The organism is Streptomyces sp. NPDC002566, from assembly GCF_042889585.1.
GTDB lineage: Bacteria > Actinomycetota > Actinomycetes > Streptomycetales > Streptomycetaceae > Streptomyces.
This window is the reverse complement of the sequence record NZ_JBIARD010000004.1, coordinates 678,293-701,528: the sequence shown is the minus strand read 5'-3', so window position 1 is coordinate 701,528 and position 23,236 is coordinate 678,293. Positions and strand designations below refer to the sequence as shown.

General features: G+C 73.5%; 21 protein-coding genes. 14 read left to right on the top strand and 7 right to left on the bottom strand.

The window, feature by feature from the left end; all coding sequences use genetic code 11:
* Positions 1–9: 9 nt before the first annotated feature.
* A complete protein-coding gene (rpsI, locus tag ACFYXA_RS20285) occupies positions 10–522 on the top strand; it encodes a 30S ribosomal protein S9 (RefSeq protein WP_351094504.1) in 513 nt (170 codons plus the stop codon).
* 218 nt (positions 523–740) lie between these two features.
* Positions 741–2,099, top strand: coding sequence for a phosphoglucosamine mutase (gene glmM, locus ACFYXA_RS20280; RefSeq protein ID WP_389034606.1), 1,359 nt, complete (start codon positions 741–743; stop codon positions 2,097–2,099).
* Here glmM and ACFYXA_RS20275 read toward each other — a convergent pair whose 3' ends face one another.
* On the bottom strand, positions 2,100–3,020 hold the full coding sequence (locus ACFYXA_RS20275; RefSeq protein ID WP_352245306.1) for a DUF389 domain-containing protein: 921 nt from the start codon (positions 3,018–3,020) through the stop codon (positions 2,100–2,102).
* Between the two features lie 17 nt (positions 3,021–3,037).
* On the bottom strand, positions 3,038–4,006 hold the full coding sequence (coaA, locus tag ACFYXA_RS20270; RefSeq protein WP_165430423.1) for a type I pantothenate kinase: 969 nt from the start codon (positions 4,004–4,006) through the stop codon (positions 3,038–3,040).
* A gap of 741 nt (positions 4,007–4,747) precedes the next feature.
* Between coaA and glmS the strand changes: the two genes are divergently transcribed.
* The gene (gene glmS / locus ACFYXA_RS20265) at positions 4,748–6,595 is read left to right on the top strand and encodes a glutamine--fructose-6-phosphate transaminase (isomerizing) (protein ID WP_352245307.1); all 1,848 of its coding nucleotides are present in this window, start codon (positions 4,748–4,750) and stop codon (positions 6,593–6,595) included.
* 145 nt (positions 6,596–6,740) lie between these two features.
* Here glmS and ACFYXA_RS20260 read toward each other — a convergent pair whose 3' ends face one another.
* Both ACFYXA_RS20260 and ACFYXA_RS20255 read right to left on the bottom strand, forming a co-directional pair.
* Positions 6,741–8,492, bottom strand: coding sequence for a M16 family metallopeptidase (locus ACFYXA_RS20260; RefSeq protein ID WP_389034602.1), 1,752 nt, complete (start codon positions 8,490–8,492; stop codon positions 6,741–6,743).
* The gene (locus ACFYXA_RS20255; protein ID WP_389034599.1) at positions 8,489–9,466 is read right to left on the bottom strand and encodes a hypothetical protein; all 978 of its coding nucleotides are present in this window, start codon (positions 9,464–9,466) and stop codon (positions 8,489–8,491) included. Before ACFYXA_RS20255 ends, ACFYXA_RS20260 begins: the two co-directional genes overlap by 4 nt.
* A 123-nt stretch (positions 9,467–9,589) precedes the next feature.
* On the opposite strand from ACFYXA_RS20255, the gene ACFYXA_RS20250 reads away from it, so the two are divergent.
* From ACFYXA_RS20250 to tsaE, 5 genes are all read left to right on the top strand, one after another.
* Positions 9,590–9,961 carry a holo-ACP synthase gene (locus tag ACFYXA_RS20250; protein WP_389034594.1) on the top strand — a complete coding sequence of 124 codons (372 nt, stop codon included), beginning with the start codon at positions 9,590–9,592 and terminating at the stop codon, positions 9,959–9,961.
* A gap of 79 nt (positions 9,962–10,040) precedes the next feature.
* Positions 10,041–11,477: an NAD(P)H-hydrate dehydratase gene (locus tag ACFYXA_RS20245; protein WP_389034591.1), complete on the top strand. Its 1,437-nt coding sequence runs from the start codon at positions 10,041–10,043 to the stop codon at positions 11,475–11,477.
* A gap of 174 nt (positions 11,478–11,651) precedes the next feature.
* Positions 11,652–12,848: an alanine racemase gene (gene alr, locus ACFYXA_RS20240; RefSeq protein ID WP_389034589.1), complete on the top strand. Its 1,197-nt coding sequence runs from the start codon at positions 11,652–11,654 to the stop codon at positions 12,846–12,848.
* Positions 12,849–13,005: 157 nt separating this feature from the next.
* Entirely contained in the window at positions 13,006–14,259 is a 1,254-nt protein-coding gene (locus ACFYXA_RS20235; protein WP_389034586.1) for an alpha/beta fold hydrolase, read from the top strand.
* The gene (gene tsaE / locus ACFYXA_RS20230) at positions 14,225–14,746 is read left to right on the top strand and encodes a tRNA (adenosine(37)-N6)-threonylcarbamoyltransferase complex ATPase subunit type 1 TsaE (protein ID WP_351095420.1); all 522 of its coding nucleotides are present in this window, start codon (positions 14,225–14,227) and stop codon (positions 14,744–14,746) included. The genes ACFYXA_RS20235 and tsaE overlap by 35 nt, the downstream gene beginning before the upstream one ends.
* Positions 14,747–14,768: 22 nt before the next feature.
* On the opposite strand, the gene ACFYXA_RS20225 is transcribed toward tsaE, so the two are convergent.
* The gene (locus ACFYXA_RS20225) at positions 14,769–14,945 is read right to left on the bottom strand and encodes a hypothetical protein (RefSeq protein ID WP_352245314.1); all 177 of its coding nucleotides are present in this window, start codon (positions 14,943–14,945) and stop codon (positions 14,769–14,771) included.
* A gap of 154 nt (positions 14,946–15,099) precedes the next feature.
* Positions 15,100–15,642 carry a hypothetical protein gene (locus ACFYXA_RS20220; protein ID WP_389034581.1) on the bottom strand — a complete coding sequence of 181 codons (543 nt, stop codon included), beginning with the start codon at positions 15,640–15,642 and terminating at the stop codon, positions 15,100–15,102.
* 163 nt (positions 15,643–15,805) lie between these two features.
* Here ACFYXA_RS20220 and tsaB point away from each other — a divergent pair, with 163 nt between their 5' ends.
* From tsaB to ACFYXA_RS20200, 4 genes are read left to right on the top strand one after another with little or no spacing between them, the layout of a single operon-like run.
* Positions 15,806–16,459: a tRNA (adenosine(37)-N6)-threonylcarbamoyltransferase complex dimerization subunit type 1 TsaB gene (gene tsaB / locus ACFYXA_RS20215; RefSeq protein WP_389034578.1), complete on the top strand. Its 654-nt coding sequence runs from the start codon at positions 15,806–15,808 to the stop codon at positions 16,457–16,459.
* 44 nt (positions 16,460–16,503) lie between these two features.
* Complete coding sequence (gene rimI, locus ACFYXA_RS20210) at positions 16,504–17,022, top strand: ribosomal protein S18-alanine N-acetyltransferase (RefSeq protein ID WP_351095457.1); 519 nt, start codon at positions 16,504–16,506, stop codon at positions 17,020–17,022.
* Complete coding sequence (gene tsaD / locus ACFYXA_RS20205) at positions 17,015–18,136, top strand: tRNA (adenosine(37)-N6)-threonylcarbamoyltransferase complex transferase subunit TsaD (RefSeq protein WP_352245317.1); 1,122 nt, start codon at positions 17,015–17,017, stop codon at positions 18,134–18,136. Before rimI ends, tsaD begins: the two co-directional genes overlap by 8 nt.
* A 10-nt stretch (positions 18,137–18,146) precedes the next feature.
* Positions 18,147–18,407, top strand: a complete 261-nt coding sequence (locus ACFYXA_RS20200) for a hypothetical protein (protein ID WP_389034574.1) — start codon at positions 18,147–18,149, stop codon at positions 18,405–18,407.
* 34 nt (positions 18,408–18,441) lie between these two features.
* Here the strand turns inward: ACFYXA_RS20200 and ACFYXA_RS20195 are convergent, their stop codons facing one another.
* Positions 18,442–20,823, bottom strand: coding sequence for a glycoside hydrolase family 3 N-terminal domain-containing protein (locus ACFYXA_RS20195; protein WP_389034571.1), 2,382 nt, complete (start codon positions 20,821–20,823; stop codon positions 18,442–18,444).
* Positions 20,824–20,963: 140 nt separating this feature from the next.
* Here ACFYXA_RS20195 and ACFYXA_RS20190 point away from each other — a divergent pair, with 140 nt between their 5' ends.
* Positions 20,964–22,043: a LacI family DNA-binding transcriptional regulator gene (locus ACFYXA_RS20190; protein ID WP_352245320.1), complete on the top strand. Its 1,080-nt coding sequence runs from the start codon at positions 20,964–20,966 to the stop codon at positions 22,041–22,043.
* A gap of 106 nt (positions 22,044–22,149) precedes the next feature.
* Positions 22,150–23,211, top strand: coding sequence for an LCP family protein (locus ACFYXA_RS20185; protein ID WP_389034566.1), 1,062 nt, complete (start codon positions 22,150–22,152; stop codon positions 23,209–23,211).
* Positions 23,212–23,236: the final 25 nt, after the last annotated feature.

The following is a 23,236-nucleotide window of genomic DNA, read 5'->3' as shown; positions in this document are numbered from 1 at the left end:
AGGAGAACCGTGGCCGAGACCACTGCCGAGCAGCCGCTCGAAGAGCTTGACATCGACAGCTACACCACCGAGTCCGACGTCCCCGTCGAGGGCGAGTACACCTCGGAGTCGCTGGCCTCCCGCTTCGGTGAGCCGCAGCCGGCCGCCGGCCTGGGCCGTCGCAAGAACGCCATCGCCCGCGTCCGGATCGTCCCGGGCACCGGCAAGTGGAAGATCAACGGTCGCACCCTCGAGGACTACTTCCCGAACAAGGTGCACCAGCAGGAAGTCAACGAGCCGTTCAAGGTCCTGGAGCTCGAGGGCCGCTACGACGTCGTCGCCCGCATCTCCGGTGGCGGTGTCTCCGGCCAGGCCGGTGCGCTGCGTCTCGGTGTCGCCCGCGCGCTGAACGAGGCCGACGTCGACAACAACCGCGGCCCGCTGAAGAAGGCCGGCTTCCTCACGCGTGACGACCGTGCGGTCGAGCGCAAGAAGGCCGGTCTGAAGAAGGCCCGCAAGGCCCCGCAGTACAGCAAGCGCTAAATCTCAGCTGCCTGCACGTACGTCGAACGCCCCGGCGGCACGCCATTGTGCCGTCGGGGCGTTCGTCTTATCGCAGACCTGGGCGTATAACGGCACAAGATGCTCAAAGGGTTGTGTGATCGGATGCTAAGGGCATGAAATGCCTGGGTGCGGGGCCGGCGCCGATCGTCCGGGGCACCCGTGACGATTACGCAACTGATGTTTCCTCAGGAGGACACGTGGGACGACTCTTCGGCACGGACGGCGTGCGCGGTGTGGCCAACGCGGATCTCACGGCCGAGATGGCGCTCGGCCTGTCCGTGGCCGCCGCGCACGTACTGGCCGAGGCGGGCACGTTCGCGGGCCACAGGCCGACGGCCGTGGTGGGACGCGACCCCCGCGCGTCCGGGGAGTTTCTGGAGGCCGCGGTGGTGGCCGGCCTGGCGAGCGCCGGGGTGGACGTGCTCCGGGTGGGCGTGCTGCCCACGCCCGCGGTGGCGTACCTGACCGGCGTGCTCGGCGCCGACCTCGGCGTGATGCTGTCCGCCAGCCACAACGCCATGCCGGACAACGGCGTCAAGTTCTTCGCCCGCGGCGGGCACAAGCTCGCCGACGAGCTGGAGGACAAGATCGAGAGCGTCTACGAGGAGCACCGCACCGGCGCTCCCTGGGATCGTCCGACCGGTTCCGGCGTCGGCCGCGTGCGCTCCTACGACGAGGGGTTCGACCGGTACGTCGCCCACCTCGTCGCCGTTCTCCCGAACCGGCTCGACGGGCTGAAGATCGTCCTCGACGAGGCGCACGGCGCGGCCGCCCGGGTCTCGCCGGAGGCGTTCACGCGGTCCGGCGCGGAGATCGTCACGATCGGCGCCTCGCCGGACGGGCTCAACATCAACGACGGCTACGGCTCCACCCACCTGGACAAGCTGAAGGCGGTGGTCGTCGAGCAGGGCGCGGACTTCGGCATCGCGCACGACGGCGACGCCGACCGCTGCCTGGCCGTGGACCACACCGGCGAGGAGATCGACGGCGACCAGATCCTGGCCGTGCTCGCCCTCGCCATGCGGGAGCGGGGCGTGCTCCGCTCGGACACCGTCGTCGCCACCGTGATGTCCAACCTGGGCTTCAAGCTGGCCATGGAGCGCGAGGGCATCCGGCTCGTCCAGGCCGCCGTGGGCGACCGGTACGTGCTGGAGGAGATGAAGCAGCACGGGTACGCGCTCGGCGGCGAGCAGTCCGGGCATGTGATCATCCTGGACCACGCGACGACCGGTGACGGCACGCTGACCGGGCTGATGCTGGCCGCCCGGGTCGCGCAGACCGGGCGGTCGCTGCGGGAGCTGGCCTCCGTGATGGAGCGGCTGCCGCAGGTGCTGGTGAACGTGCCCGACGTCGACAAGTCGCGGGTGTCCTCCTCGGCGGAGCTGGCCACGGCCGTGGACGAGGCGGAGCGGGAGCTCGGGACCACCGGGCGGGTGCTGCTGCGGCCCTCCGGGACCGAGCCGCTGGTCCGGGTGATGGTCGAGGCCGCCGACATCGAGCAGGCCCGAGCCGTCGCCGGCCGCCTGGCCGACGCGGTGAAGTCCGCGCTCGGATAGTCAGCGGCGTTTGGCCCAGGCCCACTTCTGGATCAGCAGGGTGAGCGTTCCGGCGAGGATGATGCCCAGCAGGTTCAGCAGGAGCTGCTGGGTGGATCCCCAGGTCTGCCTGGTGTCGCCGTAGCTGAGGGCTACGGCGGCATTGGCCGCCGCGGGGACCGTCGTCACCGAGATGGCGACGCCGACCAGCGCGCCCGACTTCGCGGAGGTGAGGGAGAGCGTGCCGGCGGCTCCCGCCAGAACCGCCACGACGAAGGAGAACCAGTCGGGCGCGTAGATGAAGCCGGTGTTGGGCCGGTCGGCCTCCAGCTGCGCCTTGGTGAACAGGCCCACGGCGTCCATGAACAGGCTGAATCCGGCGGTCACCGCCATCGCCGCCGCGAAGCCGACCAGCAGGGCGATCAGGGAGCGCACGGCCAGCCGCGGAGTGCGCTGCACGATCGCCGTGGAGACCCCGGCCAGCGGGCCGAACTCGGGGCCCACCGCCATCGCGCCCACGATCAGGACCGCGTTGTCCAGCACCACACCGCAGGCCGCGATCATCGTCGCCAGGACGATGAAGGCCAGGTAGGTGGCGGAGAGCGTCGACTCCTCGTGGGTCGCGTCGGTCAGATGCTCCCAGAGCACCGCGTCGGCGGGCTCGCCCGGCGCCTCGGCCTCCGCCTTGTCGGCGCGCAGGGAGAGGGAGAGGTCGATGTTCTCGACGGCGATCGAGCCGCTCTTCTGCAGGCCCAACTCCTGCAGCGAGCTGAGCAGTTCGTCGCCCGCCTCGCGGGCCACGTCGCACAGGACGACGTCGCCCTCAGGGTTGCGGGCGGCCCCGGGCAGCACCACCAGGTGGGCGGTGCCGACGGTGTTCTCGATCAGGCGGACCACGTCGTCGGTCTGCCCGGCCGGCGAGATCAGGCGCAGATGCAGCATGACGTCTTTCTAGCGCATCACAGTTTGCGCAGGCTCAGCCGCTGCACCTTGTGGTCCGGGCCCTTGCGCACGACCAGCGTGGCGCGGCCGCGGGTGGGGGCGATGTTCTCCGTCAGGTTGGGCTTGTTGACGGTGCGCCACATCGTGCGGGCGTAGTCGAGGGCCTCCTCCTCGGACACCTGGGTGTACTTGCGGAAGTACGAGGACGGGTCCTGGAAGGCGGTGGCGCGCAGCTTGCGGAAGCGGTTGAGGTACCAGCGCTCGATGTCCTCGACGCGGGCGTCGACGTAGACGCTGAAGTCGAAGTAGTCGGCGAGGCCGACGCGGGTGCGGCCGTCCTTGCCGGGCAGCGCGGGCTGCAGGACGTTCAGTCCCTCGACGATCAGGATGTCCGGGCGGCGGACGGTGAGCCGCCGGTCGGGGACGATGTCGTAGATGAGGTGGGAGTACACGGGGGCCGTGACCTCGTCCTTGCCGGCCTTGATGTCGGCGACGAAGCGGGTGAGGGCGCGGCGGTCGTAGGACTCGGGGAAACCTTTCCGCGACATCAGGCCGCGGGACTGCAGTTCCCTGGTGGGGAGCAGGAAGCCGTCGGTGGTGACCAGTTCGACGCGGGGGTGCTCGGGCCAGCGGGACAGCAGGGCCTGCAGGAGCCGGGCAACGGTCGACTTGCCGACGGCGACCGAGCCGGCGACGCCTATGACGAAGGGGGTGCCGGCCTGGGAGCCCTGCTCGCCCAGGAAGGTGTTGAGCGCGCCGCGCAGACCGTCGGTGGCGCCCACGTAGAGGTTGAGGAGACGGGAGAGCGGGAGGTAGATGTCACGGACCTCGTCGAGGTCGATGACGTCGCCGAGGCCGCGCAGTCTCTCGACCTCGTCGGCGGTGAGCGGCAGCGGCGTCTTGTCGCGCAGCGCGCTCCACTCACAGCGGGTGAGGTCGACGTAGGGAGTCGCCTCCGGCCTGTGCCGGTGGGCGCTCCGGGGCATCGGGGAGACCGGAGAGATCACGCTCCATTGTTAACGGAGTTTGAACCCGATGGCGGGTGGGGTCCGTCACGCAGGCCCGGCCGGGCCGGTGAGGCTCCGCCGGGCGTGGCGGAGGGCGGCGCCGGCACCCGCGTCCCGGTGACGGGGACGCCGGCGTACGTCACGGTGCTGTCGCCTCGGCCGGCTCAGCGGTTCACTCGTTGAACCATTCGGAGAACACGCAGCCCCCGCCGCCGGCCAGGGCCAGACGGCTGAAGGTGGACTTGAACATGGTTCCTCTCTCCCGGGGCACGCCGAGGCGCCCCCTGTGTGCGGAAGGACATGACGTCCTGCTGGAGGAAGTGCTCTGAGGTGAACGCCGGATCGCTCCGGCGCGGGAAAGCCCGCCCGAAGAACTCAGGCGGTGCCGGGGAACGAGCGTCTGGGCCGCGTCGGTCGTCCGGCGGCCCGCACGGAGGCAGGCGTGAGACGGGCGGCTCGCAGGTGCTGCGACATGGATGGTCCTCCCCGTAGCGACGTGGGTCCCCCGGTCGCCGACCGGTGTGCACGAGGCGGATGTGGTCAAGATCCGCTGAGTGCCGGGCCGGTCTATGAACGGGTGTTCGGTGCGACAAGGGAGCGCCCGAGTGATGGCTGGGAACGATCTGTGAGTGCGTCAGGTGTGGGAAACGGGGCGGGGATTTCCGAAATCGGGCACGGTCAGCCTCTTTTCGGGCGGGGTTTCGCCGTACGCTGCGGCTCATGTGCGGAATCGTGGGATACGTGGGATCGCAGTCGGCCCTGGAGGTCGTGACGGCCGGGCTGAAGCGGCTGGAGTACCGGGGATACGACTCGGCGGGCGTCGCCGTGCTGGCGGACGGGGGGATCGCCGCCGCCAAGAAGGCGGGCAAGCTGGTCAATCTGGAGAAGGAGCTCGACGAGCGGCCGCTGCCGACCGGGACGACGGGGATCGGCCACACCCGGTGGGCCACGCACGGCGGGCCGACGGACGCTAACGCGCATCCGCACCTGGACAACGCCGGGCGGGTCGCCGTCGTGCACAACGGGATCATCGAGAACTTCGCCGCGCTGCGGACCGAGCTGGCCGAGCGGGGGCACGACCTGGTCTCCGAGACCGACACCGAGGTCGTGGCCCATCTGCTCGCCGAGGAGTTCTCCTCCTGCGCGGACCTCGCCGAGGCGATGCGGCTGGTGTGCCGGCGGCTGGAGGGGGCGTTCACGCTGGTCGCGGTGCACGCCGACGAACCGGACCTGGTCGTGGGCGCGCGGCGCAACTCACCGCTGGTGGTGGGCGTCGGGGAAGGCGAGGCCTTCCTCGCCTCGGACGTCGCCGCGTTCATCGCCCACACGCGCTCGGCGATCGAACTGGGCCAGGACCAGGTGGTGGAGCTGCGCCGGGACGCGGTGACGGTGACCGGCTTCGACGGCCGTCCGGCGGAGGTCAGGTCGTACCACGTCGACTGGGACGCGTCCGCCGCGGAGAAGGGCGGCTACGACTACTTCATGCTCAAGGAGATCGCCGAGCAGCCCAAGGCGGTCGCCGACACGCTGCTGGGGCGCGTCGACGCGTCCGGTTCGCTGACGCTCGACGAGGTGCGGATCCCCGCGGGGGTGCTGCGCGAGGTCGACAAGGTCGTCGTGGTCGCCTGCGGTACGGCCTTCCACGCCGGGCTGATCGCCAAGTACGCCATCGAGCACTGGACGCGGATCCCGTGCGAGGTGGAGCTGGCGAGCGAGTTCCGCTACCGCGACCCGATCCTGGACCGGCAGACGCTGGTGATCGCGATCTCGCAGTCCGGCGAGACCATGGACACGCTGATGGCGCTGCGGCACGCCCGTGAGCAGGGGGCCAGGGTGCTGGCCGTCTGCAACACCAACGGCTCGACGATCCCCCGCGAGTCGGACGCCGTGCTGTACACGCACGCAGGGCCCGAGGTGGCGGTCGCCTCGACGAAGGCGTTCCTGACGCAGCTGGTGGCCTGCTATCTGGTGGCTCTCTATCTCGGCCAGGTGCGGGGCACCCAGTGGGCCGACGAGATCCGGGCCGTGGTGCGCGACCTCGCGCGGATCTCCGGTGAGGTCGAGCGGGTGCTGGAGACCATGGAGCCGGTGCGGGAGCTGGCGCGGTCGCTCGCCGGCAAGGACACCGTGCTGTTCCTGGGGCGGCACGTCGGCTATCCGGTGGCCCTGGAGGGCGCGCTGAAGCTGAAGGAACTGGCCTACATGCACGCCGAGGGCTTCGCGGCCGGTGAGCTCAAGCACGGGCCGATCGCGCTGATCGAGGAGGACATGCCGGTCGTCGTGGTCGTGCCGTCGCCCCGGGGGCGGTCCGTGCTGCACGACAAGATCGTGTCCAACATCCAGGAGATCCGGGCACGGGGTGCGCGGACGATCGTGATCGCGGAGGAGGGGGACGAGGCGGTCGTGCCGTACGCCGACCACCTCGTGCGCATCCCCGCCACGCCGACGCTGCTGCAGCCGCTGGTGGCGACGGTGCCGCTGCAGGTGTTCGCCTGCGAACTGGCGACGGCCCGAGGCAACGAGGTGGACCAGCCCCGCAACCTGGCGAAGTCGGTGACGGTGGAGTAGGGCCGGGCGCCTGACGAAGTGGGGGTTCGGGGGCGTGCGCGGAGATCGCCGGAGGCGATCAGGGGCGCGGGGAACTGCGCGATCAGCCCAGATGGGCCCGCAGCCGCCGGATCACCCGCGCCCCCACCTCATTGGGCGCCCCCGGTCAGGACCTCCGCTGGTTTCGGGCCTTCCTCAGCTGCCAGGTGGTCAGAAGCAGCGGGACCGCCATGATCCAGACCATGGCGACGACGTCCCACTCCGGGGTCGCGTCGGCTCCCTCGACCACGGTGATCAGGGCGCACAGTAGCGACCAGATCCCGGCCAGCGATCCCACCGTCCACAGCGCGGCCGTCCACGGCCACGTCGCGCGCCCGCCGGCGCCGCCCCGCGCGCCACCCGCGCCGCCGGACCGCGCCGAGGGCTGGGGGATGCGGTCGGGAGTCCGCGGCGGCATGTGCACGACCGCCTGCGGCGGCACCCCCGCGTCCACCGTCGCGATGCGCTCCGGGGTGATCCCCCGGAAGAGGGTCGGCTCGACGGAGACCGAGAACCCGTCGTGCCCGGTGAGGGCGCGGGCGCCGTCGGGGCGGGTGGTCATCGCCGCGCAGGCGTCGTAGCGGACGGTCACCGGGCCGCGCGGGGTCGTGAGGCTGACGCCCTCGGTGCCGATGATCAGGGTGACCTGGTCGTCCTCCAGGGACTGGTGCCGGGTGCCGGTGACGGTGGTCGTGGAGTACTGGGGCGCGGGGCTGAAGCCGGCCCAGTCGACGCCGCGCCCGGGCGTCTGGAGCAACCCGTTGCCCCAGGCCTGGCGGGCGACGTCGTGCAGGTCGGCGAGGGTGACCGCGTGCAGCTCGGCCTTGTGCTGCTCGGGGGAGAGGATGCGGTGCCCGAGCAGCAGGCTCAGCGCGTACGACGGCAGCGAGACGGCGCCGAAGTCCGGGACGTCGTACAGCTTGAGGGTCTTGGCGCGCGCCGAGTCCAGCTCGGACTGCTCGATCCGGCCGGCCCGCAGCCGCGCGAGGGTGTCGATGAAACCGCCGATCACCGCGTCCTGCTTCTGCGGGAGGGCGTCGGCGTACGCCGTGAGGGTGGCGAAGTCGGCGTCGCGCGGGGAGTAGTCGGCTTCGGCGGAGTACGAGTAGCCGCCCTCCTGGCGCAGATCCTGGAAGAGGGCCCGGCCGAGGACGTCGGCGAAGACGGAGGCCGCCGTGGAGCGGGGCAGCACCGCGGAGAACGCGACGTGGCCGTCGTCCCCGCGGATGAACGCCGGGGTGACGGGCAGCGCGCTGGTGGGCGCCGGCGCGGGGAGGCGGACTCCGGCGGGCAGGGTGAGGTCCAGGCCGTCGGGCACGCGGTCGCTGGTGATCCACAGCACCGCGTTGTCCCGGGTGAAGCGGGTGTGCGCCCAGTGCCGCACCTGCTCGGGGGTCAGGCTCCAGGTGCCGAGCTCGTTGTAGCTGGACAGGCCGTAGCTCTGGGCGCCGTAACGCCACAGCGGGAGCTGGGAGCCGCCGCCGCGGCCCGCGGCCTCGGTGCGCAGGATCTCCTTCTCGGTCTCCAGCCGCTCCATCGGCAGCTCGCGCAGTCCCGCGCACACGCTGTTGAGGTAGGAGACGACCTCCGCCTCGCTGCCGGTGACGTGGAAGAGGGTGTACGCGTTCGCCGTCGCCCCGTTGTAGTGCAGGTCGGACAGGCCGAGCCGGTACAGGGCGAGGTGCTCGACGAGGTGGGTGATGCCGGCGGTGGCCAGGGTCTCGTCGGCGCGGCCCACACGGAAGAAGAGCCCGGCGGTGATCTCGTTGCCGCCGGGGGCCGGGGCGTAGAGGGTGGGGATGCCCTGGACGGAGGTGTGGGAGATCAGCCCGTCGAGGGCGGCCAGGCCGTCGGCGGCCTCGTGCAGGTCGGTGGTCACCGGTATCCGCCTCCTCGGGACTCCAGCGCGGACTTGCGGCACTTGCGGAAGGACGCCTTCGGGTCGTTCATGTAGTCCCACGGGTGCTTCGAGGCGCGGTTGCCGAGGAAGGCGAAGTGCGGGGCCGCGTCCTCGAAGTGGCCGCCGAGGGAGAAGGCGAACGCGAACGTGCTGTGCGCGCCGATGGAGTTCCAGTCGGCCCGGTGGTCGGGGTGCAGCACGGAGGCGTGGGCGGCGAAGCGCAGGTCGTCGTGGACCGGGACGCCCCGCAGGTACGCCGCGCCCTCCGAGCCGCCGAGCTCCAGCCAGTGCTCGATGTGGGCGTCGGCGACGAGGGCGGCGTTGGGGTGGCCGTCGGGTGCGGCCTTGGCGCACTCCTGGGCGAAGCCGTGCGCTGCCTCCCAGGAGCCGCCCCACTTGGGGCAGAGCTGCTGGAGCAGGCTCGTCTGGGCGTGGTAGTCGTGCGGGTGGTGCGCGGACAGCCGGTCGTAGCGCCGGCGGACCTCGGACTGCCCCAGTTCCAGGCCGCGCGCGGTGGTCAGGCGGGCGTTCCAGGCGGGGGAGTACGACGGCTGCTCCGCGCACACCTCGATCAGCAGCTGCTCGGCCCGGCGCAGCCAGGAGTGGAACTGGTCGAACTGGTCCCGCGAGACGTGCTCGGCGCGGGCGGCGCTGCGGATGTCCCAGCCGATGTACACATAGCGCTGGGCGAGCAGGGTGCGGGGCAGCGGGTCCCCGGGCTGCTCCCGGACAGCCCGCTCGAGCATGTTCTCGACGCCGGGGACGTCCGCGACCAGGCTGACGGCCGAGTTGACCCTGCTGATGGAGTCCAGGCGCGTGATGTAGGCGCGCACGGACGGCCAGTCGCCGGACTGCGCGGCGGTGCGCAGCGGGATCAGCTCGGGCAGGTTGTCGTACGGGTCGAAGGTCGGCCCGGACGGGTCCGCGGGTGCGCCGTGGGGGGTGCTGCTCATTCCTCCACCGTGTGGTTCGTGTGACTGATGTGATCAGTGCGAGAAGACGCGCAGGCTAGCAGCAGGGGGTGACAGCCGCGCGGCCGACCGGTGGTGGAGGGGCTCCGCCGTAGGGTGCTCGGCATGAGCATCATCGGGGTCGGCATCGACGTTGCCGAGATCGAGCGGTTCGCGGCGTCGCTGGAGCGGACGCCCGCGCTGGCCCAACGGCTTTTCGTGGAAAGCGAGTTGTTGTTGCCGAGCGGGGAGCGGCGGGGGATCGCCTCGCTGGCGGCGCGGTTCGCGGCGAAGGAGGCCCTCGCCAAGGCGCTGGGGGCGCCGGCGGGGCTGCTGTGGACCGACGCGGAGGTGTACGTCGAGGACAGCGGGCAGCCCCGGCTGCGGGTGCGGGGCAGCGTCGCCGCGCGGGCGGCGGAACTGGGCGTGCGGGGCTGGCATGTGTCGTTGAGTCATGACGCGGGCGTGGCTTCGGCGGTGGTGATCGCCGAGGGGTGAGGCGGTGCGCGCGCCTGCCACCGGTGGGCCGGTGGGTGGCTGAGGCCGCGTCGGGTGCCGCGGTGTGAGACTGGGGTGCATGCGTACTGCCTACTGTGTGGACACCGTCAGGGCCGCCGAGCGGGAGGCGATGGCACGGCTTCCGGAGGGCGCGCTGATGCAGCGGGCCGCCGCCGGTCTCGCCGCCGCCTGCGCCGACGTACTGGGGCGGGTGTACGGGAGCCGGGTCGTGCTGCTGGTCGGCAGCGGGGACAACGGAGGTGACGCCCTGTACGCCGGGGCCCGGCTGGCCCGGCGCGGGGCGGGGGTGACCGCCGTGCTGCTCGCGCCGGAGCGCACGCACCCCGGCGGGCTCGGCGCCCTGCGGCGCGCCGGGGGCCGCACGCTCACCTCGGGGGACGAGGCGGACGAGGCGGTCCGGCGGGCCGACCTCGTGCTCGACGGCATCGTCGGCATCGGTGGACGCGGCGGGCTGCGCGGCGACGCCGTGGACCTGGCCGCGCTCGCCGCGCGCTCCCGGGCCGTCGTCGTCGCCGTCGACCTGCCGAGCGGGGTCGACGCCGACACGGGCGAGGTGCGGGGCGCGGCGGTGCGGGCCGACCTCACGGTGACCTTCGGGACGCACAAGCCCGGGCTGCTGATCGATCCGGCGCGGGAGCACGCCGGGTCGGTGCGGCTGGTCGACATCGGCCTGGAGCTGCCCGACCGGCCCGAACTGGTGGCGTTGCAGCACGCCGACGTGGCCCGGCTGCTGCCGGCTCCGGCAGCCGAGAGCGACAAGTACCGGCGGGGCGTGGTCGGGATCGCGGCCGGGTCCGCGCGCTATCCCGGGGCCGCCGTGCTGGCGGTCGCCGGCGCGCTGCGGGGCGGCGCGGGAGCCGTCCGATACGTCGGTCCCGCGGGCGACGCCGTGCTCGCGCGGTTCCCGGAGACGCTCGTCTCCGACCAGGGGCCGCGCCGGGCCGGGCGGGTACAGGCGTGGGTCGTCGGCCCGGGCGCCGGGGACGACGCCGGCGTGGTGGCGGAGGTGCTGGCCGCCGAGGTGCCGGTGCTGGTGGACGCGGACGGGCTGCGGCTGGCCGACGCCGAGGCGGTGCGGGGCCGTGCCGCGCCCACGCTGATGACCCCGCACGCGGGCGAGGCGGCGGCTTTGCTCGGGGTGTCGCGCGAGGAGGTCGAGTCGGGGCGCCTCGCGGCGGCGCGGGAGCTGGCCGCGCGGTACGGGGCGACGGTGCTGCTGAAGGGTTCGACCACGCTGGTCGCGGCGGCGGACGGGGGAGCGGTCCGGGTGAACGCCACGGGCACCGGCTGGCTGGCCACGGCCGGGAGCGGTGACGTGCTGTCCGGGCTGGCGGGGTCGCTGCTGGCGGCGGGCCTGAGCACGGTGGACGCGGCCGGCGCGGGCGCGTACCTGCACGGCCTCGCGGGCCGGTTCGCGGCGGAGGGGGCGCCGGTGTCCGCGGGAGACGTGGCCGACGCGGTACGGCAGGCCTGGCGGGACGTGATGCGCGGCTGAGGCTCCTGAACGAGATCCCGGCCGGGGCCGTCAGGCCCGGTGGGCGGGTGTCGCGGGGCGGGGCGGGCGGCCTGGCGGGAAGAGACGTCCGGAAAGACCCGGGCCGCCGCCCCCTCCGGGCCGTTGACCGTGTCCGCTCCGGGGGCGTCCGGGGGCTCTGAGACACTGGGCGCGATGAGTGAGACTGCACTGCCGACCGCCAACCCGCAGCGCGCCCGCGCCGAGATCGATCTGGGCGCCGTGCGGGCCAACGTGCGGACCCTGCGCGCCAAGGCGCCCGGTGCGGCGTTCATGGCCGTCGTGAAGGCCGACGGGTACGGCCACGGCGCGGCCCCCTGCGCCCGCGCGGCCGTCGAGGCGGGCGCCACCTGGATAGGCACCGCCACGCCGGAGGAGGCGCTCGCGCTGCGCGCGGAGGGCGGGCTGCCGGACGACGTCCGGATCATGTGCTGGCTGTGGACGCCGGGCGGCCCCTGGCGGGCGGCCGTCGAGGCCGGCCTCGACGTCTCCGTGAGCGCGCTGTGGGCGCTGCGGGAGGCGGAGGAGGGCGCCCGCCTCGCCGGACGGACCGCGCGGGTGCAGCTCAAGGCCGACACCGGCCTCGGACGCAACGGCTGCCAGCCCGCCGACTGGCCCGGCCTGGTCGAGGAGGCGCTGCGCGCCGAGGCGGAGGGCCTGATCCGGGTCACCGGCCTGTGGTCGCACCTCGCCTGCGCCGACGAGCCAGGGCACCCCTCCATCGCCGCCCAACTCACGGTGTTCCGCGAGATGGTGACGTACGCCGAGACGCGCGGCCTGCGGCCCGAGGTGCGGCACATCGCCAACTCCCCGGCGACGCTCACCCTTCCGGAGAGCCACTACGACCTCGTCCGCCCCGGCATCGCGATGTACGGCGTCTCGCCCAGCCCCGAGCTGGGCTCCTCCGCCGACCTCGGGCTGCGCCCGGCGATGACGCTCATGGCGTCGCTGGCCCTGGTCAAGCACGTGCCGGGCGGGCACGGCGTGAGCTACGGCCACCACTACACGACCCCCGGCGAGACCACCCTCGGCCTGGTCCCCCTCGGCTACGCCGACGGCGTCCCGCGGCACGCCTCCGGTTCCGGCCCGGTGCTGATCGACGGCAAGTGGCGTACGGCGGCGGGGCGCATCGCGATGGACCAGTTCGTCGTGGACCTCGGGGGCGACGAGCCGGAGGCGGGCGCCGAGGCGGTCCTGTTCGGGCCCGGCGACCGCGGCGAGCCGACGGCGGAGGACTGGGCGCAGGCCGCCGGCACCATCGGATACGAGATCGTCACGCGCATCGGAGCGCGCGTTCCGCGCGTCTATGTGGGCGAGGGCCCCGGACCTGCGGGCGTACACGGGGACGGGTGAGCGCCGGTCGCGGCACTGCCCGCCGTGCCGCCGGGTATGAGGATCATCCGACCGGCGCTCGCACGACGGCCGCCCGCCGCACCACGGGCGTCAGCGGCACGGCACTGCACGACCGGTCATGTGGCACCACCCGGGATGAGGCGAAGAGGAGCGGTACGTGAGCGAGAGCAGTGCGGAGGCAGTGGCGGACGCCGCCTCGGCGGCCGTCGCCGCCGTCTCCGCCACGGGGGTGGGAGGCTGGCGCCGGGCGACCGGCGTCGCCGGCGCGGCGATAGGCGTGATCGCCGCCGGCGCGGCGGCCGGGGTCGCGCTGGAGCGGATGACCGTGGGGCGCGGGATGCGCGCCAAGGCCCGGCTGGCCCTCGACGCGGCAGGTCCCTACGGCGCGCTGCGCGGCACGCCGGGCAAGGCGTTCTCCGACGACGGCACCGAGCTGTACTACGAGGTCGACGACGTGGAGCCGGAGGGCGGCACGGCGCCCCGCCGCCGGCGGCTCTTCGGCCGCAAGGCGCCGCTGCCCGTCACCGTCGTCTTCAGCCACGGCTACTGCCTGACCCAGGACTCCTGGCACTTCCAGCGGGCGGCCCTGCGGGGCGTCATACGGACCGTGCACTGGGACCAGCGCAGCCACGGCCGGTCCGCGCGCGGCGCAGGCCAGGTCCGGGGGGAGGCGCCCGTCAGCATCGACCAGTTGGGGCGCGATCTGAAGGCCGTCATCGACGCGGCCGCGCCCGAGGGGCCGATAGTCCTGGTCGGGCACTCGATGGGCGGCATGACCGTCATGGCGCTCGCCGCGCAGTACCCCGAGCTGATCCGGGAGCGGGTCGTCGCCACCGCCTTCGTCGGCACGTCGTCGGGGCGGCTCGGCGAGGTCAACTTCGGGCTGCCGGTCGCCGGCGTCAACGCGGTGCGGCGGGTGCTGCCCGGTGTGCTGAAGGCGCTGGGACAGCAGGCGGCGCTGGTGGAGAAGGGGCGGCGGGCCACCGCCGATCTGTTCGCCGGGGTCATCAAGCGGTACTCCTTCGCCTCCCGGGACGTCGACCCGGCGATCGCCCGGTTCGCGGAGCGGATGATCGAGGGCACGCCGATCGACGTGGTCGCCGAGTTCTACCCGGCCTTCACCGATCACGACAAGACCGAGGCGCTGGCCTGCTTCACCGGTATGCCCGTGCTGGTGCTGGCCGGCATCGGGGACCTGGTCACGCCCAGCGAGCACAGCGAGGCGATCGCCGACCTGCTGCCCGACGCCGAGCTGGTCCTCGTGCCGGACGCCGGGCACCTGGTGATGCTGGAGCACCCGGAGGTGGTCACCGACCGCCTCGCCGACCTGCTGACCCGCGCGGGCGCCGTGCCGGCAGGGGCTACGGTGGGGGGCTATGGAAGCACCAGCAGCACCGTACGACCCGGCTGATCCGGTTTCTCTGGAGATCATCGTCAACTCCCCCGATCTGATGCGGGAGTTGGGCCGCCGCCTGGCCAAGCTGCTGCGCGCCGGCGATCTCGTGATGCTCAGCGGGGAGCTCGGCGCGGGCAAGACCACGCTGACCCGCGGGCTAGGCGAGGGGCTCGGCGTCCGGGGCGCGGTCACCTCGCCGACGTTCGTGATCGCCCGGGTCCACCCGTCCCTCGGGGACGGTCCGCCGCTCGTCCACGTCGACGCGTACCGCCTGGGCGGCGGGCTGGACGAGATGGAGGACCTGGACCTCGACGTGTCGCTGCCCGAGTCCGTCGTCGTCGTGGAGTGGGGCGAGGGCAAGGTCGAGGAACTGACCGAGGAGCGGCTGCAGGTGCGCATCCACCGGGCCGTCGGCGACACGACGGACGAGGTGCGCCACGTCACCGTCACGGGCCTCGGCGAACGATGGGCGTCGGCCGACCTCAGCGCCCTGGCGGCCTAGGAAGCGCCTGTAGGGCCGCCGGTCAGGCGGCCTCGCGGTGTTCGGCCCGCCGCTGCCTCGGGGCCGCCTCGGGCTCCGGGGCGCGCGGCGGGAGGGACACCGCCTCGGCGGCGGCGCAGGACGCGAGCAGCTCGCGCATGGACACCCCGGCGAGCGTGAACGGTCGCGGAGGCTGGGCCTGGGACTCGGTGGCGGGCACGGACGCCTCCTGCGGGCCGGGAGCGGACCTGGTTAGGTTCACCTAACCAAGGGCTGGCCACCATGTCACCACGTCCGGGACGCCGAACGCAACATCTTGCCGACGTCTTGTCGGAACCTTCATACGATCAGCCCGGGGGCTCTGCGGGCCCCGGCTAACGGACCACGACGATCCGCTGGCCGATCGTCGCGAACCGCCACATCGCCTCGCCGTCCGCCGGTGCCTCGCGGATCCCGCCCGTCCGGGTCTCCGGGTCGGGCACCGGCATCGAGCCGTCCGTCGTCGCGCTGAAGCCGACGACCACATCGCCGACGTCGGTGAAGCGCACGACGTGCTCGACCGGCACGCCGTCGGTCCCCGTGGCCGTGCTGGAGCGGGAGGTGACGGCGTACGAGCCGGGCACCGGGTCGACGGTGCCCGGGCTGACCGCGAACGTCCGCTCGACCCGGCCGTCGGGGCCCACCAGCCACACCCGGTCGTCGTCCAGCGCGTACACGACCCGCTCGCCCACGCCGGAGGAGGCCGGCAGCGCGAGGGAACGCGTTCGCCCGGGGGCCGCCTCCGCCGCCGCGGCCTGCGCACGCGGCTCGGCCGGCCCGGCCGGCGCGGTCGCCGACGCCCGCAGGGCGAGGAACCCGACGGTCGTCAGCGCCGCCGCGGTCAGCCCGGCCACGATCGTCGCGCTGCTCCCGGCCACCGGCATCCACCTCTTCGTCGCTTCGGTCGCATTGGACGCATTGGTTGCATTGGTCGTATTCACCCCGGAATGTGCCCGGCCGTGACGTTAGCAGCCATCGCGGTCGCGGCCCGTGTGCCCGTGCGCGGCACGCGCGCTCGCCGGGGAGCCGTAGGCTGTTTGTGTGCTCTTGCTCGCTCTGGATACCGCCACCCCCGCCGTCACCGTCGCGCTGCACGACGGCGCGGACGTCGTCGCCTCCTCCAGTCAGGTGGACGCGCGCCGGCACGGTGAGCTGCTGCTGCCGGCCGTCGACCGTCTGCTCACCGAGGCGGGGCTCCGGCTCGACGCCGTCACCGGGATCGTCGTAGGCGTCGGACCCGGCCCCTACACCGGGCTGCGCGTCGGTCTGATGACCGCCGACACCTTCGGTCTCGCGCTCGGCGTCCCCGTGCACGGGCTGTGCACGCTCGACGGCCTCGCCTACGCCGCCGACCTGTCCGTCCCCTTCGTCGTGGCGACCGACGCCCGGCGCAAGGAGGTCTACTGGGCCCGCTACACCGACTCCCGCACCCGCGTCGGCGACCCGGCCGTGGACCGGCCCGCCGACATCGCCGACCAGGTGGCCGGGCTGCCCGCCGTCGGCGCGGGCGCGCTGCTCTACCCCGACACCTTCCCCGACGTCCACGCGCCGGAGCACGTCACGGCCGCGGCGCTCGCGAGCCTGGCCGCCGAGCGGCTCGCCGCCGGCGAGGAACTCCCCGAGCCCCGCCCGCTGTACCTGCGCCGGCCCGACGCCCAGGTGCCCAAGAACTACAAGGTGGTCACCCCGAAGTGACCGAGCCCGCCGCCTCCGAGACCGCCCTGCCCGCGCTGCGTGAGATGCGCTGGTGGGACATCGAACCCGTGCTGGAACTGGAGAAGGACCTCTTCCCCGAGGACGCCTGGTCGCGGGGCATGTTCTGGTCCGACCTGGCCCACGCCCGCGGCCCCGGCGCGACCCGGCGCTACGTCGTGGCCACCGAAGGCGACCGCATCGTCGGGTACGCCGGTCTGGCCGTCGCCGGCACCGCGTCCGAGGGCGGGGGCGAGGACGGCTCCGCCACGGGCGCCGACATCCAGACCATCGCCGTCGCCCGCGAGCGCTGGGGCACCGGGCTCGGCGCCCGCCTGCTCACCGAACTGCTGCGCGCGGCGACCGAGTTCGACTGCACCGAGGTCATGCTGGAGTGCCGGGTCGACAACGTCCGCGCGCAGAAGCTGTACGAGCGTTTCGGCTTCGAGGCCATCGGCTTCCGGCGCGGCTACTACCAGCCGGGCAACGTGGACGCCCTGGTGATGCGCCTGACCGACCCCTCCACCTCCCTGAACGGCGTACAAGGAACCGAGATCAATGGCTGACGAACCGCTCGTCCTGGGCATCGAGACCTCCTGCGACGAGACCGGCGTCGGCGTCGTGCGCGGCACCACGCTGCTGGCGGACGCCATCGCCTCCAGCGTCGACGAGCACGCCCGCTTCGGCGGGGTGGTCCCCGAGGTCGCCTCCCGGGCCCATCTGGAGGCGATGATCCCCACCGTCGACCGCGCGCTGAAGGAGGCGGGCGTCTCGGCGAAGGACCTGGACGGCATCGCCGTCACCGCCGGCCCCGGCCTCGCGGGCGCGCTGCTGGTCGGCGTCTCGGCGGCGAAGGCGTACGCCTACGCGCTCGGCAAGCCGCTGTACGGCGTGAACCACCTCGCCTCGCACATCTGCGTGGACCAGCTGGAGCACGGCCCGCTGCCCGAGCCGACGATGGCGCTGCTGGTGTCCGGCGGCCACTCCTCGCTGCTCCTGTCCTCCGACATCACCTCGGACGTCCGTCCGATGGGCGCGACGATCGACGACGCGGCCGGCGAGGCCTTCGACAAGATCGCCCGGGTGCTGGACCTCGGCTTCCCCGGTGGCCCGGTCATCGACCGCTACGCACGCGAGGGCGACCCGCGGGCGATCGCCTTCCCGCGCGGCCTGACCGGCCCCCGCGACCCCGCCTACGACTTCTCCTTCTCCGGTCTGAAGACCGCGGTGGCCCGCTGGATCGAGGCCAAGCGGGCGGCCGGCGAGGAGGTTCCGGTGCGTGACGTGGCGGCCTCCTTCCAGGAGGCGGTCGTCGACGTCCTCACCCGCAAGGCCGTGCGGGCCTGCAAGGACGAGGGCGTCGACCACCTGATGATCGGCGGCGGCGTCGCGGCCAACTCCCGGCTGCGCGCCCTCGCCCAGGAGCGCTGCGAGGCCGCCGGCATCCGGCTGCGGGTCCCGCGTCCCAAGCTGTGCACGGACAACGGGGCGATGGTGGCCGCGCTCGGCGCGGAGATGGTCGCCCGGGGGCGGGCCGCGTCCGGCTGGGACCTGTCCGCGGACTCCTCCCTCCCGGTGACCGACCCGCACGTTCCGGGCCACACGCACGACGACGGCCACGGGCACAGCCACGGCCACGATCATGTGCACGAGGTCAGCAAGGAGAACCTGTACTCATGAGGGCTGTGGCATGACGGTCGCGCTGATGTGGGAGGCCCGGGCGGCGGCGGGACGCGGCGAGGAACTGCTGGCCTGGGCCCGCGCCCAGCGGCTCGACGGCGTCCCCCTGCGCCGCGAGACCTTCCGCGCCCCCCAGGACCGGGTCCTCGTCATCACCTGGTGGGACGCCGGCTTTGACGCCGAACTTCCCGAACTCCCCGAGCCGGAAGACGGGTTGACCACCCGGTCGGTGCACCGCTGGCGCTTCGAGTCGGTGACCGACCAGGCGTGAGCCCGTGCGGGGCGCATCGCCCGTGCGGCGTCCCTCAGCCCGCCGACACCTCCGTCTCGCAGCGCAGCCGGCGGTCCGTCCCCACCTCGCGCACCGGGCCCGTCAGCCGCAGCGACGCCGTGTGGCGGTGGTCGGCGCTGGAGGAGGACAGCCGGAGTTCCAGCGCGCCGGGCTCCACCACGCGCCGGCCCTCGCGGTCGGTGAACGCCGACAGGTCGGTGTGGAAGCGGAAGGTGACCCGGCCGGCCTCACCCGGGCCCAGTTCCAGGCGCTGGTAGCCGACCAGGCGCACGTCGGGACGGGTCACGCTCGCCACCGGGTCGTGCAGATACAGCTGGACGACCTCCGCGCCGGCGCGGTCGCCGGTGTTGCGGACGGTGACGGAGAGGTCGTAGGAGCCGTCGGTGGAGATCTCGGCGTCGGTGCCGCCCGCGACGTCCTCCCAGGCGAACGTCGTGTACGAGCGGCCGTGCCCGAAGGCGTACAGCGGGGTCGGGTCCAGGTTGCTGACCTCACCGGCCAGGCCCAGCGGCGGCTGGAGGTACGTCCACGGCTGGCCGCCGGGGACGCGCGGCACGCTCACCGGGAGACGGCCCGAGGGGTTCACCCGGCCCGACAGGGCTCCCGCGACCGCCGGGCCGCCCTCCTCGCCGGGGAAGAAGGCCTGGACCACCGCTCCCAGCCGGCCGTGCCAGCGTCCGAGCGCGTAGGGGCGGCCGGTCAGCAGGACCAGCACCACCGGAACGCCCGTCGCCGTCAGCGCGTCGAGCAACTCGCCCTGCACGCCCGGCAGTCGAAGGTCCGTCACATCGCAGCCCTCGCCCGAGGTGCCCCGCCCGAACAGGCCCGCCCGGTCGCCGAGGACCGCCACGCAGACGTCGGCCTCCGCCGCCCGGGCCACCGCCTCGTCGAACCCGGACCGGTCCGGCTCCGACACCGGGCACCCCTCCGCGAACGTGACCTTGGCGTCGGGCAGTTCGGCGCGCAGCGACTCCAGCAGCGTCGGGATCCCGATGCCGGTCTCCACGCCGGGGTGGTGGGTGAGGACATGGGAGGGGAAGGAGTAGCAGCCGAGCATGGCGAGCGGGTCCGCCGCTCTCGGGCCCACCACCGCGATCCGGGTGCCGGGGGCCAGGGGGAGCAGCCCGTCGGGGTTGTCGAGCAGCACCACGGACTCCTCGGCCAGCCGGCGGGCGAGCGCGCGGTTGGCCCCCGAGTCGAGCCGGATACGGGGCCGGTCGGCCCCGGCCGCTTCCCCGGCCGTCTCCTCGACCGTTTCCCCGGCCGTCCCCTGCTCCGCCGCCCCCTCCGGCCGCCAGTCCTCGTCGAGAAGCCCGAGTTCGCACTTCTGCGCCAGCACCCGGCGGGCCGCCCGGTCGACCAGGTCCTCCGGGACCAGCCCCTCCCGCACCGCCGCCACCAGCGCGTCGCCGTAGTACTTCACCGTGGGCAGCTCGACGTCGACCCCGGCCTCCAGCGCCAGCCGGGCCGCCTCCGCCGGCGTGCCCGCCACCCGGTGCAGGGTCTGGAGGAAGCCGATGCCGAAGTAGTCGGCGACCACCGTCCCGGTGAAGCCCCACTCCTCGCGCAGCAGCCCGGTCAGCAGCTCCGGGTCTGCGGAGGCGGGGACGCCGTCCCGTTCCGTGTACGCGGCCATCACCGAACGCGCCCCGCCCTCGCGCAGCGCCATCTCGAACGGCGGCAGCGTCACGTCGGCGAACTCGCGCGCGCCCGCCCGCACGGGGGCGAGGTTGCGCGCGCCCGCCGAGGAGGCGTACCCGGCGAAGTGCTTGAGCGTGGCGACGATCCCCGCCGACTCGAGGCCCCGAACGTACGCCGTGCCGACCGTGCCGACCAGGTACGGGTCCTCGCCGATCGTCTCCTCGACCCGCCCCCACCGCGGGTCGCGGACGACGTCGAGCACGGGCGCCAGCCCCTGGTGCACGCCGACCGAGCGCATGTCCCGCCCGATGCGCCGGGCCATCTCCTCCACCAGCGGCGGGTCGAAGGAGGCCCCCCAGGCCAGCGGGACCGGGTAGGCCGTGGCCCGCCAGGCGGTGAACCCGGCGAGGCACTCCTCGTGCGCCACCGCCGGGATGCCGAAGCGGCTCGCCCCGGCGATCTGCCGCTGCGCTCCGGCCAGGGCGCGGGCGCCGACCGCCGGGTCCACGGGGGCGGTGCCGAAGGAGCGGGTCAGCTGGCCGAGCCCCCGGGTGATCAGCTCGGCCCAGTCCCGCTCGGCGGCCTCGGCGGTCATCTCGTGCTGGTGCGGGGCGACTCCCTCGCCGTCCGTCGCGGCGCCGACCCACACCCCGTACAGCTGGGCGGTCTTCTCCTCCAGGGTCATCCGGGCGAGGAGGTCGTCGACTCGGGCGGCGGCGGGCAGAGCGCTGTCACGCCAGGGGGCGGTGGTCATGAAACTCCTGTCCCGGAGGTGTCCCGGAGGAAACCGGTCCCGAAGGATTCGAATGTTTCGTAACACACTTCGAATGTTCCGGGAACCTATGGTGCCGCACGAGGTTCGTCAAGAGGGGGTGCGGGGATACGATCGCCGCCATGACTTCCCCGGATCCCGCTGGAACGCGGACAGGAGCGCGGGCGACGCAGACCGCCACGCTCGCGGAGATCGCCCGCGAGGCCGGCGTCTCCGCCCCGACTGTTTCGAAGGTCCTCAACGGCCGCGCCGACGTCGCCCCGGCGACCCGCACCCGTGTCGAGGAGTTGCTGCGCGCCCACGGCTACCGGCGCCGGCGTGCGGAGGCGACCCGCTCGCCCCTGATCGACCTGGTCTTCCACGAGCTGGAGAGCGCCTGGGCGATGGAGGTCATCCGGGGTGTCGAGAACGTCGCGCGGGACGCCGGGCTGAGCGTGGTGCTGAGCGAGAGCGCCGGGCGGCTCACCCCCGGGCGGACCTGGGCCGACCAGGTCGCCGCCCGCCGTCCGCACGGCGTGATCCTCGTTCTGTCCGGGCTCGACGAATCCCAGCGCGCGCTGCTGACCAGCCGTTCCATCCCGTTCGTGGTGATGGACCCGGCGGGCGACCCGGGCGCGGACGTGCCGTCGATCGGCGCCACCAACTGGCAGGGCGGGCTGGCCGCGACCCGGCATCTGGTGGAGCTGGGGCACCGGCGGATCGGCGCGATCAGCGGGCCGCCGCAGATGATGTGCAGCCGGGCCCGCATCGACGGCTACCGGGCCGCCCTGGAGACGGCCGGCCTGCCGGTCGACCCGGCGCTGATCAGGACCGGCGACTTCCACCACGAGGCGGGCTACCGGATCGGCCGTGAGCTTCTCGAACGCCCCGACCGGCCCACCGCCGTCTTCGCCGGCAACGACCTCCAGGCGCTCGGCGTGTACGAGGCGGCGCGCGAGCTGGGGCTGAGGATCCCGGAGGACCTGAGCGTCGTCGGCTTCGACGACCTGCCGGTGGCACCCTTGGTGGGGCCGCCGCTGACGACCGTACGGCAGCCGCTGATGGAGATGGCGGAGGCGGCGGCCCGGCTGGTGCTGGAGCTGGGACGGTCCTCGGCGCAAGAAGGGCCGGCGGCGACGCGGGTGGAGCTGGCGACGAGTCTGGTCGTGCGCACGAGCACGGCGGCGCCGGGCGGATCGACGGGACCGAAGCAAATCGGCTGACCGGTCGAAACTTTCGCCGCGCCTGCCTTCCCGTGGAACGGGTCCAGAACCTGGTCGGGGCGGACGTCCTAACAACCCCTTAATAATTCGGACTTACGTTCATCGCGTGACGGAAATCGACGCGAGCGAGCACGGATCGGGCCGGCGCAGACGGCCGGGAACGCTGAAGACCGTCGGCCTCATCCTCGCCGCCGCGCTGGTCCTGGGCGCGGCCGCGGCGGGCTGGGCGGCCTACCGGCACCTCGACGGCAACATCACGAGCGTCGACATCGACACCGCGCTCGGCGACGACCGCCCGGCGCGGACGGTGAACGCCCCCGTGCCGTACGGCGCCGCGTCCCCCGCCCCGTTACCGGCGGGGTCCCTCAACATCCTCGTCCTGGGCTCAGACTCGCGCGGCGGCACGGAGAACCGGGAACTCGGCGGCGGCGACAGCACCGGCGCCCGCTCCGACACCGCGATGGTCGTGCACGTCGACGCGGGCCGCCGCAGCGCCACGATCGTCAGCATCCCGCGCGACACCCTGGTGACCCGGCCGTCCTGCCCGCTGCCCTCCGGCGGCTCCACGTCGAAGGCGCACGGCGTCATGTTCAACACCGCGTACTCCGTGGGTGGTCCGGTGTGCGCGGTGAAGACCGTCGAGTCGATCACCGGTGTGCGCATGGACCACTACGTCGAGGTCGACTTCTCGGGCTTCGCGAAGCTGGTGAACGCGCTCGGCGGGGTCACGGTGACCACGACCGAGGACATCGACGACGAGGACAGCCACCTCACCCTCGCGGCGGGCGTCCACCACCTCGACGGCGTCCAGGCCCTCGCCCTGGCCCGCACCCGGCACGGCATAGGCGACGGCAGCGACCTCGGCCGCATCGGCCTCCAGCAGACGCTGGTGAAGGCCCTCCTCGAGCAGATCGCCTCCACCGACCTGTTCACCAGCCCCACCCGCCTGTACGAGGTTGCCGACGCGGCCACCCGGAGCCTCACCACCGACACCCGCCTGGACTCCCTCTCCGAGCTGACGGAACTCGCCCGGAGCCTGAAGGGCCTGTCCGCCGCGCAGGTCACGACCGTGATGATGCCGGTGCGCCCGGCCCCCTCGGATCCCAACCGGGTGGTCGCCCGCAACCCCGAGGCGGGCGACCTCTGGAAGTCCCTGCGCCGCCCCTGAAGCGCCTGCCCCGCCCCGTGCCCAA

Coding starts and splice junctions, on each gene's coding strand:
- ACFYXA_RS20275 (WP_352245306.1), bottom strand. CDS start 3,020: ATGCTGCATCTGCGCCTGATCTCGCCGGCCGGGCAGACCGACGACGTG.
- coaA (WP_165430423.1), bottom strand. CDS start 4,006: ATGCCCCGGAGCGCCCACCGGCACAGGCCGGAGGCGACTCCCTACGTC.
- glmS (WP_352245307.1), top strand. CDS start 4,748: ATGTGCGGAATCGTGGGATACGTGGGATCGCAGTCGGCCCTGGAGGTC.
- ACFYXA_RS20255 (WP_389034599.1), bottom strand. CDS start 9,466: ATGAGCAGCACCCCCCACGGCGCACCCGCGGACCCGTCCGGGCCGACC.
- ACFYXA_RS20250 (WP_389034594.1), top strand. CDS start 9,590: ATGAGCATCATCGGGGTCGGCATCGACGTTGCCGAGATCGAGCGGTTC.
- ACFYXA_RS20245 (WP_389034591.1), top strand. CDS start 10,041: ATGCGTACTGCCTACTGTGTGGACACCGTCAGGGCCGCCGAGCGGGAG.
- alr (WP_389034589.1), top strand. CDS start 11,652: ATGAGTGAGACTGCACTGCCGACCGCCAACCCGCAGCGCGCCCGCGCC.
- tsaE (WP_351095420.1), top strand. CDS start 14,225: ATGGAAGCACCAGCAGCACCGTACGACCCGGCTGATCCGGTTTCTCTG.
- rimI (WP_351095457.1), top strand. CDS start 16,504: ATGCGCTGGTGGGACATCGAACCCGTGCTGGAACTGGAGAAGGACCTC.
- tsaD (WP_352245317.1), top strand. CDS start 17,015: ATGGCTGACGAACCGCTCGTCCTGGGCATCGAGACCTCCTGCGACGAG.
- ACFYXA_RS20200 (WP_389034574.1), top strand. CDS start 18,147: ATGACGGTCGCGCTGATGTGGGAGGCCCGGGCGGCGGCGGGACGCGGC.
- ACFYXA_RS20195 (WP_389034571.1), bottom strand. CDS start 20,823: ATGACCACCGCCCCCTGGCGTGACAGCGCTCTGCCCGCCGCCGCCCGA.
- ACFYXA_RS20190 (WP_352245320.1), top strand. CDS start 20,964: ATGACTTCCCCGGATCCCGCTGGAACGCGGACAGGAGCGCGGGCGACG.